Raw genomic sequence first — 12,300 nt, 5'->3', positions numbered from 1 at the left:
ATCATTAGTCGTTGTCCGGGTCGCGGTGGTGCAGTTGCGGTGCCGCATTGCGTAGCGAAAGGAGGCGAAGGCCTTCGAGGGTCAAATCCGGGTCGGTGCGCTCGATATGCGCACTACCCTCGGCAATCAGCGGCGCGAGACCGCCGGTCGCGACAGTCTTCATCGTGTGGCCGAATTCGGCCTGGATGCGCGCGACCAGTCCTTCGACCAGCCCGACATAGCCCCAATAAATCCCCGAGCGCATCGCCGGAATCGTCGAGGTTCCAATTACCATCTGCGGCCGGCCGATCCCGATTCGCGGTAGGCGGGCCGCCGCCTGATGCAGCGCCTCGATCGACAAATTGATCCCTGGCGCGATCACGCCGCCGACATAGGCGCCAGTCTGATCCACGATATCGAAGGTCGTCGCGGTCCCGAAATCGATCACGATCAGCGGACCACCATAGGTTTGGTGTGCCGCAAGTGCGTTGAGCAGTCGGTCCGCCCCCACTTCGTTCGGGTTGTCCACCTTGATGGCGAAGCCCCAGTCCAATTCCGCCTGCGCGATCAGCGGCTCGATCCCGAACCAATCCCGGCAAAAGCGGCGCAGGTGATAGAGCGCGGCAGGAACCACCGTGCCGATCACCGCACGATCGATCTGCGCGATCGCGATTCCGTTGCGATTCAGCAAGAAGCCAAGCCAGACACCGTATTCGTCCGATGTGCGTTGCGCATCGGTTGCGATGCGCCAGATGCCGCGCCAGCTTTCGCCGTCATGCACGGCGAAGACGATATTGGTATTCCCGGCGTCAATGGCCAGAAGCATTGCGGTTGGCCTTTCGTCCGCGGTCACAACAAAGCGACGTCGCCACTGCGGATTGCGGTGACGGTGCCGCCGTTTCGGAGCAACAAACTTCCCTCTGCGTCAATCCCCTCATAGATACCGCAGATGCGCCCGCCATCGACGGTGATTGCCGTTCCCGGCGGATGCGCCCATGCCGTCCAGGCCAGACGCAACGCGGCACCGCCGTCAGCGGCAAGGCTCGCCTGCCAGTGATCGATGCGGGAACACAATTTTTCGGCAAGCCGATCGGGGGATGTGATGCAGCCGAGCGCCGCAAGATTAGTGGTCAGCCGTCCTGGAACCGCCGGGGCAGCCACCAGGTTGACGCCGAAGCCGATCACCAGCCAGGTGATGCGGTCAGCCTCGATCGCCGCGTCGAGCAAAACCCCGGCGAGTTTCGCTTGTCCGGCCATGATGTCGTTCGGCCATTTGAGCACGAGGCGCGAGGCATCGGGCAAAAAGCCGGCAAACGCCTCGAGAAGCGAAAGGCCGGCCAGCAGCGCGAAACTCCCGCCGGAGTTGGCCGGAGCCCCGGGGCGCAATAGAACCGAGCCGTAGAAATTGCCCTCGGGCGACGACCATGCCCGGCCTGCCCGACCACGCCCTGCATTCTGCCGTGCCGCGATCACCATCAGACGATCGGGTTCACCTGCCAGCGCTCGATCGACGCAGAGATCAGACGTCGAGGCGAGCGCTTCGTATCGTTCGATTCGCCAGGACAGCGGCGACGTCAAAATTTCGCGCTCTGGAACAATGCGTGTGCCGCGTAGGACGAAACGGTGGATAGCGGCGACGGGTAGAACACGAACAGCACGGTGACTGCAGCGCTTACGCCGATCACCAGGTTGATCCCGGCCGTGCGCCGATCGAATCCCGGCGTGCCGGTATCGAAATACATCACCTTAATGACGCGCAGATAGTAGAAGGCCGCGATCGCGCTGGTCGCCACGCCGATCACCGCAAGCACGTCGAGTCCCGAGCGGATCGCGGCCAGAAATACATAGAGTTTACCGAAGAAGCCTGAAAGTGGTGGAATCCCGGCCATTGCCAGCATCAGTACCGCGAGTGCGAGCGCATAGCGCCCATCCTCGGAAGCCATGCCGGCGAGATCGTCGATCCGTTCGACCGGCTTTCCCTTGCGGCTCATCGCGATGATGCAGCCGAAGGTACCGAGCGACATCACCAGATAGATCGCGAGATAGATTAGCGCGCCGCGCACGCCGGTCACCGTACCGGCAGCCAATCCCATCAGGGCGTAACCCATATGACCGATGGAGGAATAGGCCATCAGTCGTTTGATGTTGCTCTGACCGATTGCACCCAGCGCACCGATCACCATCGAAGCCGCAGCGACAATCTGGACCAGATCCTGCCATTGAGCGAGCATCGGCGCGAACGGCCCGAGCATCACCCGGAGCAAAAGCGCGAAGGTTGCAACCTTCGGCGCGGTGGCAAAGAACGCAGTCACCGAACTCGGCGAGCCTTCGTACACATCGGGTGTCCACATATGGAATGGTGCCGCGGAAATCTTGAAGGCAAGCCCCACCATGACGAACACGATGCCGATGGTCGAGCCGATCGAAACCATGGAATGTCTTGCGAGCGCATGCGCGATATCGACGAAACTGGTCGTGCCGGCAAAGCCATAGACCAGCGATATGCCGTAAAGCAGCACCCCCGACGACAGCGCGCCGAGCACGAAATATTTCAATCCGGCTTCGGAAGACCGCACGTTGTTCCGCGCGAAGGTGGCGAGCACGTAGAGAGCCAGCGACTGGATTTCGAAGCCAATATACAGCGTCAGCAGATCGCCGGCCGAGACCAGAACCACCATCCCGATGACCGAGAACAGAATCAGCACAGGATATTCGAACCGTGTGATGCCGGTGCGTTCGTTGAAGCCGACGGAAAGCGACAGAGCTCCTGCTGCGCCCACCAACACCAATATATCCGCGAAGCGGGTGAAGTCGTTGGTGACGAGCATGGCATGAAAAACCTGCCCGTCGGGAGCCGCGAAAATCAGTCGTGCGGTGATCGCCAGGGCCACGATCGAAGCGGCGGTGATCGCGAAGGTATGATCGCGGCGAGCAAAGACGCCGAACATCAGCATGACCATACCAGCGATGGCAAGAAACAGGACAGGCAACGTGGTATAAAGCATCGCCATTGCCGTGCTCATGGTTTTGCCATTGCCAGATGAGCCTGCCCGAGCGCCGACATATGAGCGTGCACAAGATCCTTCACCGCGTTGTTGAACGCGAAAGTCAGGCCGTTCGGGATAAATCCGAGCACGATCACTAATATGGCGAGCGGCGCGAGCATTGCCCACTCACGCCCCGAGATATCGTCGATTAGCGCGCTGGCGATTCCGCGCGCATGGTCGAACAGCACGCGCCGTGTCAGCACCAGCATATAGGCGACGCTCAGGATCATACCCGTGCCGGTGAGCAGTGCGACCCAGAAATTGACCTGGATCGCGCCGATCATCACCAGAATTTCGCCGACGAAACCTGATGTTCCGGGCAAGCCGACATTCGCCATGACGAACAACATCAGAAACGCCGCATAAACCGGCATGCGTGCCGCCAGCCCGCCCAATTGATCCAACCGCAGCGAATGGCCGCGCGCGAGCAGCACGCCGACACACAGGAACAACGCCGCGATCACTAGGCCGTGCGAGACCATCTGAAACAGCGCACCCTCGATCCCTTCGACCGTAAAGGTGAAAATGCCGACGACGATCAAGCCCATATGAGCAACCGAGGAATAGGCGATCATGCGTTTCATGTCGGTCTGCGCGAGGGCGGCGAAGGAAATATAGATCACCGCCATGATCCCGAGCACAAACATCAAGGGTGCGAAATAGGCGGAAGCCTGCGGCAGCATCGGCAGCGAAAAGCGCAGGAATCCGTAGGCGCCCATTTTCGACAGCACTGCCGCGAGCATGATCGTACCGGGCAACGGTGCTTCGCCGTAAGCATCCGGCAGCCAGGTGTGCAGTGGCCACACCGCCGCTTTCACCCCGAACGACGCGAGAAACGCCAGGAACAGCCAATCCTGGATATGCGGCGGGATCGGCGTGTGCATTAGCACAATCATGTTGGTCGTGCCGGCATTGTGCCACATCCACACCAACGCGAGCAGCATCAGCAGCGACCCAGCCAAGGTATAGACGAAGAACTTGATCGCGGCATAAACCCGCCGCTCACCACCCCAGACGCCAATGATCACATACATCGGGATCAGAACGCCCTCGAAAAACATGTAGAACATCAGAAAGTCGAGCGAGCAGAACATCCCGATCGTCATGGTCTCCAGCAGCAGGAACGCCGCCATGTAGTCGCGCACCCGTCGCGTCTCGCGCCAACTCGCGAGCACTGCGATCGGCGTCAGCAACGCGCTGAGCGCGACGAAGAACAGGCTGATGCCGTCGACACCGAGCCGGTAAGCAACATGAAATTGCGGAATCCAATGCGCCGTCTCGGTGAACTGAAAATCATGCGCCGCCGGATTGAATCCGAGCAACATGACGATGGCGAGGATCATAACGATCAGGCTGGTCCACAACGCGATCCATCGCGCGTTGCGCGCGGCCACGATCTCGTTGCCCTGGGTGACGAACATCAGGCCGGCACCAACCAGGGGCAGCCAGATCATCAAGGAGAGAAGCGGAAAATTCATCACCGGATCTCCCTTATCGCACGAGCAGGAACAGCGTGATCAGCACCGTCAGGCCGATCAGCATGACAAAACCATAAACCGCGATCGAGCCGCTCTGGAGCTTCACCGCTTGGCCGGATGCATCGGAAGTCAGGCGTGCGATTCCGTCTGGAATACCGTCGATCACCTCTTCGTCGCCGACCCGCCAAATGAATCGGGCAAGACGCCATGCTGGACGAACGAAAACCGCGTCATACAGCTCGTCGAAATACCACTTGTTGAGCAGGAAGGCATAGAGACCTGGTAGCGCACGCGCAAGCCGCGCCGGAAGCCCTGGCGCCAGTTCGTAGAGCCAGTAGGCGACTCCGATCCCCGCGATCGCGAGCAGAAGCGGCATGCGCTCGGCCCAGACCGGAACCAGGTGGAGTGCTTGCATCACGGCACCATGTGCCGGCAGCGCGATGCTGCTACTCCAGAACGCGCCAAAACGTCCACCGATGAAACTGGGGGCCAAAAGAAAGCCACTGGCCAGCGCCCCAACCGCAAGCACGATGAGCGGGCCAAGCATGACCAAAGGGCTTTCATGCGCATGTGCAATCGCCTCACGCGGGCCACGCGGCGTACCATGAAACACCATCAACAACAGGCGCACGATATAGAATGCTGTCAGTCCCGCAGCGAGTGTGCCGAGCAGCCAGCCGAACATGGCGGAGGCGGAGTGATCGGCGAAGGCAGCGGCAAGTATCGCGTCTTTTGAATAGAAACCCGAGAAAGGCGGAATCGCGGCGAGCGCCAAAGCTCCCGCCCACATCGTTACGTAGGTAACGGGAAGTTTGCGCCACAACCCGCCCATCCTGCGAATATCCTGCTCCTCAGCGAGTGCATGGATCACCGAACCCGCAGCAAGAAACAGCAACGCCTTGAAGAATGCGTGATTGACTAGGTGAAATATCGCCGCAGGTGCGGCACCAACTCCGACTGCAAGAAACATGTAGCCGAGCTGCGAGCAGGTGGAATAGGCGATGATGCGTTTGATGTCGTTCTGCACGCAGCCGATGGTAGCCGCGAAAAACGCCGTCGCCCCGCCGATCACCGCAATCACATCCATCGCAACCGGCGCTTGCGCGATGAGCGGCGACATTCGCACCGTCATGAACACCCCGGCCGTCACCATGGTTGCGGCGTGGATCAGAGCGGAAATCGGCGTCGGCCCTTCCATCGCGTCCGGCAGCCAGGTGTGCAGGAACAATTGGGCTGATTTGCCCATCGCGCCGACGAACAGCAGGATCGAAATCACTTCCAACACCGGCAGATCGGCGCCGAACACGTGATAACGTGCGGAGACGGCCTGTGTTGCGCCGTTGAAAATCACGCTGTAATCGACGCTATGGAATTGCAGATAGGTGAGTGCGATGCCTACCGCGAAAAACAGATCGCCCACCCGGTTCACGATAAACGCCTTGATCGCCGCCTCGTTGGCACTCGCGCGGTCATACCAATAGCCGATCAGCAGGTAGGACATTAGGCCAACCCCTTCCCAGCCGAAGAACAGTTGGAGCAGGTTGTTCGCCGTTACCAGCATCAGCATCGCGAAAGTGAACAGAGAAATATAGGCGAAAAACCGCGGCTCCGTGCGGTCACCCGCCATATAGCCTACGCTATAGACGTGGATGATCGCAGAGACCACGCTGACCATGCCAACCATCACCAGCGAGAGCGTATCTACACGCAGCGTCCAGTGGGGCGTGAACTGCGCGACGCTGATCCACGGTCCAAGCACCACGAGGTGATCCGGAACCTGCAGCACAAGATGCCGGTAATCCGTGACGATCGCGGCAAGAGCCGAGATAATGAGCGAAGCCACGCTGAGCCCGACGGCCATGCCACGTGTCACAAAAGGGCGGAGCAGCCCGACAAGCAGGGCGCCTGCAAGCGGTGCCAGGACGGCGATTGCGAGCATCATTTCAGCCCTTCATCAGCGTGACATCATCGACTTCGATCGAGCCGCGATTGCGGAAATAGACAACGACGATAGCAAGTCCGATCGCCGCTTCCGCTGCAGCGACCGACAAAACAAACATGGCGAAAACCTGTCCCACCATGTCGTGCAGCGCCGCCGAAAAGGCGATGAAATTGATGTTGGCGGCAAGCAGGATCAGCTCGATTGACATCATGATGACGATCACGTTTTTCCGATTTAGGAAGATCCCGAAAATTCCGATTACCAGCAGCAACGCAGCCACAACCAGATAATGCGCAAGACCAACCGTGACCATCAGCCGATCTCCTTGCCGGATTGTGCCGATATGCGTTTCGCTCCCGAGCCAAACTCGATCGTCACCATGGTCAGAGTCTCGTCAATTCGTCGCTCATGCTGCGTCTCGATATTCTGCCGGCGCGGGCCGCGCCGATCGGTATGGGTCAGTACGATCGCACCCACCATGGCGATTAGCAGCAACAATGCCACGAGTTCAAAGGCAAACATGTAGTGTGTGTAGATCAGATCACCGAGCGCTGCAGTATTCGAGAGATGCGCCGGCATCGGCGCAAGTCGAACGAAATGCGCACCGGACGCGACCGACCAGTCGATCACCGTGAGTCCGACCTCAACCATCAGAATGAAGCCGATCGTCAGACCAAGCGGCGCATAGCGCTGAAAACCCTCGCGCAGCGCCGCAAAGTCGACATCCAGCATCATCACGACGAACAAAAACAGTACCGCGACCGCGCCCACATAGACGATTACCAAAACCATCGCGAGGAATTCTGCCCCCGCAAGCACGAACAAAGCCGCTGCGTTGATGAAAGCGAGGATCAAAAACAGCACCGAATGCACCGAGTTGCGCGCGGTAATCACCATGCAGGCCGAGATAAGCAGGATGGCGGCGAAGACATAGAAGGCGATATCGGCGATCATGATGACGCTCTAGCGATAGGGAGCATCGAGTTCGAGACGCTTGGCGAGCTCCGCCTCCCAGCGATCGCCATTGGCGAGCAATTTCTGCTTGTCATAAAGCAACTCCTCGCGCGTTTCGGTCGCAAATTCGAAATTCGGCCCCTCTACGATCGCATCGACCGGGCAGGCTTCCTCGCAAAATCCGCAATAAATGCATTTCGTCATGTCGATATCGTAACGGGTGGTTCGTCGCGAACCGTCATCGCGCGGCTCGGCTTCGATGGTGATCGCCTGAGCCGGGCAGATTGCTTCGCAAAGCTTGCAGGCAATGCACCGTTCCTCGCCGTTCGGATAGCGGCGCAGCGCGTGTTCCCCCTTGAACCGAGGGCTGATCGCGTTTTTTTCGTACGGATAGTTCAGAGTCGCCTTGCGCTTGAAAAAGTAGCGCAAGGTCAGAGCCAGACCGGACAAGATTTCCGTCAGCAGAAAGCTGCGCGCGATGCGATCGAGTCTGGACATTATCGAATCTCCTGATCACGCATGCGGCAACCAGCCGAAAATTTCGAGCGCACTTGCGGTAATAACCAGCCAGGCGAGAGAAAATGGCAGAAATACCTTCCAGCCGAGTTGCATGAGCTGATCGTACCGAAAGCGTGGCAAAGTCGCGCGCACCCATAGAAACACGAACAGACACAAAACGACTTTCAGGATGAACCAGATCGGCCCCGGTACCCAGGTGAATGGTGCGAACGGGATCGGCGAGAGCCAGCCCCCGAGAAACAGGATGGTCGTCATCCCGCTCATCAGGATCATGTTCGCGTATTCGCCAAGAAAGAACAGCGCGAAGCTCATCGCGCTGTATTCGACGAAGAAGCCGGCGACGATCTCGCTTTCGCCTTCCGGCAGGTCGAATGGCGCCCGGTTGGTTTCCGCAAGTCCGGAGATGAAGAATACCACCAGCATCGGCAGGAGCGGAATCGCGAACCAGATGGTTCGCTGGGCCAGCACGATCTGATTGAGATTGAGACTGCCCGTGCAGACCAGAACCGACAGGATCACCAGCCCGATCGATACCTCGTAACTGACCATCTGCGCGGCACTGCGCATCGCGCCTAGAAAGGCGAACTTGGAATTGCTTGCCCATCCCGCGATGATCACGCCATAGACGCCGAGCGACGAAATCGCGAACAGATAGAGCAGCCCGACATTGATGCTGGCGATCGCCCAGTGATCGTTAACCGGGATCACCGCCCAGGCGATGATCGCGAGTCCGAAGGTGATGATCGGAGCGATCAGGAACAGGAACCGATTCGCCCCGTCAGGGATGATGGTTTCCTTGAACAGCATCTTGATCGCATCGGCGAAAGGCTGCCAAAGGCCGAAGGGACCGACCACGTTCGGACCGCGCCGCAACTGCACCGCCGCGAGAATCTTGCGTTCGGCATAGGTGAGATAGGCGACTCCGATCAGCAGCGGTACGATCAGCGCCAGGGATTTGAGCAGTGTCAGAATCAGAATGCCGAAATCGGTTGCAAAAAAACCGCCCTGCATCGCGTCTACTCCGCCGCTTGCCGCATGGGTGCCGCGGTTTCGGCAATGCATTTCGTCATGGTCGGACTCGCACGGCTGATCGGATCGGTCTGGTAATAGGTCTCAAATGCCGGCGCAAAGGCGGCATCCGCGATCGCGGAGGAATCGCCAGCCGGCTTCACGCCGCCTGTATGGGCGATACGGCGAATCGTATCGGGTTCGGCGAATACCGGGTTGGCCTCAGCAAGACGGCGGCGCAGCGCTTCAAGGTCATTATAAGGCAGCGGCTTGCCGAGGACGGCGCTGAACGCGCGCAGAATCGTCCAGTCCTCGCGCGCCTGACCGGGCGGAAATACCGCGCGCAACGTGGTCTGCACCCGGCCTTCGATGTTCACGTAGGTGCCGGGCTTTTCGGTATAGGCCGCACCCGGCAGAATAACGTCTGCACGCGCCGCGCCACGATCGCCGTGATGCCCCTGATAGACGACGAAGGTTTCTGCGCTGATGCGCCCCATGTCGATCTCGTCGGCGCCCAACAGCCAAAGGAAATCAGTTCCGCCATCGAACATCGCGGCGATATCCTTGCCGCCTTCGGGAACAAAGCCAAGATCGAACGCTCCCATCCGCGCCGCGGCGTTATGAAGGACGTTGAAGCCATGCCAATCCGCGCTAAGCATTCCGGTGGTCTCGGCGATCTTCCAGCATGCGGCAAGGATTGCGGGACCGTCCGGTCGAGCGAGGGCAGACTGTCCGAGGATCAGCATCGGGCGTTCAGCCGCGACAAGGCGTTTGATAAACGGATGTTCCGGGTCGAGCAGAGTGCGCAATGCGGCGCCGTCCGTGCCGAGATGCGCGTAATCATAGGTGAGGTCAGCAGTTGGACCGACCATGCCCGCGAAAAACTTGGTGTTCTCAACCCAGCGCCGGCGTAGCCGTGCATTCAGCACCGGCGCTTCCCGGCGTGGATTGGCGCCGACGATCAGCAGTGCATCCGCCTCGTCGATTCCCTCGATCGTCGTATTGAACCGATAGAATTCACGCCGCGACCAGTCGAGCGTGGCGCCGTCCTGCCGGCAATCCAGATTGCGCGACCCGATCGACACCATGAGATCCTTCAGCGCCATCATGCTTTCGACATCGCACAGATCACCGGCAATGGCGCCGATCCGCGCGGGATCGAGGCCGCTCATCCGTGCCGCGATCGCGGCGAACGCTTCATCCCAACTCGCCTCTCGCAGTTTGCCGTCCCGCCTGATCCAGGGCCGATCGAGCCGCCGGCGCTTCAGACCGTCCAGCGCGAAACGCGATTTGTCGGCAAGCCATTCCTCGTTCACCGCATCGTTGATGCGCGGCAGGATGCGCAGAACCTCGCCGCCGCGTGAATCGATGCGGATATTGGTTCCGACCGCGTCCAGCACGTCGATGCCGTCGGTCTTGCGCAGCTCCCAGGTACGGGCGACGAAGGCATAGGGCTTCGAGGTGAGCGCGCCGACCGGGCAGATATCGATGATATTGCCGGACAGTTCCGAACTCAGCGCGCGTTCGACATAATTGGTGATCTCCATCGCTTCGCCCCGCGATGTCGCGCCCAGTTCCGGCACCCCCGCCACTTCGGCGAGGAACCGGATGCAGCGCGTACACTGGATACAGCGCGTCATCACCGTTTTGACCAGCGGGCCGAGATATTTGTCGGCCACCGCGCGCTTGGCCTCATGATAGCGCGAATGATCGCGGCCATAGCCCATCGCCTCGTCCTGCAGGTCGCACTCGCCGCCCTGATCGCAGATCGGGCAATCGAGTGGATGGTTGATCAGCAGGAATTCCATCACGCTGCGCCGCGCCTGGCGGACTTTTTCGGTATCGGTATGGATCACCATGCCGTCGCCAACCGGCTGCCCACAGGACGCCACAGGCTTGGGCATTTTTTCGACCTCAACCAGGCACATCCGGCAATTGCCCGCGATCGACAGCCGTTCATGATAGCAGAAGCGCGGAATTTCCTTGCCCGCGGCTTCCGCCGCCTGCAGCACGGTAAAACCGTTCGGCACCTCGATCTCGATGTCGTCGACGGTGACTTTTGCCATCAGTGTTGCTTTCACTCTGCCGCGAGGCGCGACGTGGCGCTGGCTCGGTAATCGGCGATCCGCTGTTCGACCACCGGGCGGAAATGCCGCAGTAATCCCTGGATCGGCCATGCCGCCGCATCGCCCAACGCGCAGATCGTATGCCCCTCGACCTGGCGGGTGACTTGTTCGAGCAGGTCGATCTCCGCGATTTCCGCCCGACCTTCGACGAGGCGATTCATCATGCGCATCATCCAGCCCGTGCCCTCGCGGCAGGGCGTGCATTGGCCGCAACTCTCATGCTTGTAGAACGCCGCGATGCGCGCGATGGCGCGGATCAGGTCAGTCGATTTGTCCATTACGATCACCGCCGCGGTGCCGAGACCGCTGCGCACATCGCGCAGACTGTCATAGTCCATCAGCACCGTGTCGCACACCGATTTCGGGAGCATCGGCACTGACGACCCGCCTGGAATGATCGCGAGCAGATTGTCCCACCCGCCGCGCACGCCACCGGCGTGCTTCTCGATCAGTTCACGCAGCGGAACGCCGAGTTCGTCTTCGACATTGCACGGCTTGTTGACATGGCCCGAGATGCAGAAAATCTTGGTGCCAGAATTCTTGGGGCGGCCGAGCGCTGAAAACCATGCCGCCCCGCGCCGCAAAATCGTCGGCGTGCAGGCGATTGTCTCGACATTGTTCACCGTGGTCGGACAGCCGTAGAGTCCCATCGCCGCAGGAAATGGCGGCTTCATCCGTGGCAATCCCTTCTTGCCCTCGATGCTCTCCAGAAGTGCCGATTCCTCGCCGCAAATATAAGCACCCGCCCCGCGATGGATCACGATGTCGAAATCCCACCCGGAGCCGCTCGCATTCTGCCCGATCAGCCCGGCGTCACGCGCCTCGTCCACCGCAGCCTGAAGATTGAGATATTCATTGTAGAACTCGCCGCGGACATAGATGAACGCGGTATGTGCACCGATCGCAAAGCCCGCGAGCAGGCAGCCTTCCACTAGCTTGTGCGGGTCGTGGCGGATGATGTCGCGATCCTTGCAGGTGCCAGGCTCGCTCTCGTCGCTGTTCACGACCAGATAGCTCGGCCGCCCATCGCTTACCTTCGGCATGAACGACCATTTCATGCCGGTCGGGAATCCCGCCCCGCCCCGCCCGCGCAGCCCCGAGGCTTTCATGTCCTCGACGATCGCATCCCGCCCGCGCGCGATGATCGCCGCCGTGCCGTCCCAGTCGCCGCGTGCCCGCGCGCCGGCCAGGTGCCAGTCATGAATGCCATAGAGATTGGTAAAAATGCGGTCCTTGTCGCTCAGCAT

11 protein-coding genes are annotated in these 12,300 nt (G+C 60.2%); all 11 read right to left on the bottom strand.

The features are described 5' to 3' along the window. Positions 1 to 4 precede the first annotated feature (4 nt). From AiwAL_RS10200 to nuoF, 11 genes are read right to left on the bottom strand one after another with little or no spacing between them, the layout of a single operon-like run. A complete protein-coding gene (locus tag AiwAL_RS10200) occupies positions 5 to 805 on the bottom strand; it encodes a type III pantothenate kinase (protein ID WP_235704293.1) in 801 nt (266 codons plus the stop codon). Between the two features lie 23 nt (positions 806 to 828). Then, positions 829 to 1,557 (bottom strand): biotin--[acetyl-CoA-carboxylase] ligase, encoded by a 729-nt coding sequence (locus AiwAL_RS10195; RefSeq protein WP_235704292.1) that lies wholly within the window; start codon positions 1,555 to 1,557, stop codon positions 829 to 831. Next, the gene (gene nuoN / locus AiwAL_RS10190; RefSeq protein ID WP_262312647.1) at positions 1,554 to 2,990 is read right to left on the bottom strand and encodes an NADH-quinone oxidoreductase subunit NuoN; all 1,437 of its coding nucleotides are present in this window, start codon (positions 2,988 to 2,990) and stop codon (positions 1,554 to 1,556) included. The genes AiwAL_RS10195 and nuoN overlap by 4 nt, the downstream gene beginning before the upstream one ends. 8 nt (positions 2,991 to 2,998) lie before the next feature. Next, a complete protein-coding gene (locus tag AiwAL_RS10185) occupies positions 2,999 to 4,504 on the bottom strand; it encodes an NADH-quinone oxidoreductase subunit M (protein ID WP_235704290.1) in 1,506 nt (501 codons plus the stop codon). 13 nt (positions 4,505 to 4,517) lie between these two features. Further along, entirely contained in the window at positions 4,518 to 6,446 is a 1,929-nt protein-coding gene (gene nuoL, locus AiwAL_RS10180; protein WP_235704289.1) for an NADH-quinone oxidoreductase subunit L, read from the bottom strand. 1 nt (position 6,447) lies between these two features. Then, entirely contained in the window at positions 6,448 to 6,759 is a 312-nt protein-coding gene (gene nuoK / locus AiwAL_RS10175; protein WP_235704288.1) for an NADH-quinone oxidoreductase subunit NuoK, read from the bottom strand. After that, positions 6,759 to 7,400 (bottom strand): NADH-quinone oxidoreductase subunit J, encoded by a 642-nt coding sequence (locus AiwAL_RS10170; protein ID WP_235704287.1) that lies wholly within the window; start codon positions 7,398 to 7,400, stop codon positions 6,759 to 6,761. The genes nuoK and AiwAL_RS10170 overlap by 1 nt, the downstream gene beginning before the upstream one ends. 9 nt (positions 7,401 to 7,409) lie before the next feature. Next, positions 7,410 to 7,898, bottom strand: a complete 489-nt coding sequence (nuoI, locus tag AiwAL_RS10165) for an NADH-quinone oxidoreductase subunit NuoI (protein ID WP_235704286.1) — start codon at positions 7,896 to 7,898, stop codon at positions 7,410 to 7,412. Between the two features lie 15 nt (positions 7,899 to 7,913). After that, positions 7,914 to 8,930, bottom strand: a complete 1,017-nt coding sequence (gene nuoH / locus AiwAL_RS10160) for an NADH-quinone oxidoreductase subunit NuoH (RefSeq protein WP_235704285.1) — start codon at positions 8,928 to 8,930, stop codon at positions 7,914 to 7,916. 5 nt (positions 8,931 to 8,935) lie between these two features. Continuing rightward, positions 8,936 to 10,993, bottom strand: coding sequence for an NADH-quinone oxidoreductase subunit NuoG (gene nuoG, locus AiwAL_RS10155; protein ID WP_235704284.1), 2,058 nt, complete (start codon positions 10,991 to 10,993; stop codon positions 8,936 to 8,938). An 11-nt stretch (positions 10,994 to 11,004) separates the two neighbouring features. Next, positions 11,005 to 12,300 (bottom strand): NADH-quinone oxidoreductase subunit NuoF, encoded by a 1,296-nt coding sequence (gene nuoF / locus AiwAL_RS10150; RefSeq protein WP_262312646.1) that lies wholly within the window; start codon positions 12,298 to 12,300, stop codon positions 11,005 to 11,007.

The organism is Acidiphilium sp. AL (assembly GCF_025499445.1).
Lineage (GTDB): Bacteria > Pseudomonadota > Alphaproteobacteria > Acetobacterales > Acetobacteraceae > Acidiphilium > Acidiphilium iwatense.
Note: the sequence above shows the minus strand (reverse complement) of the source record. Positions and strands in the feature narration are given on the sequence as shown.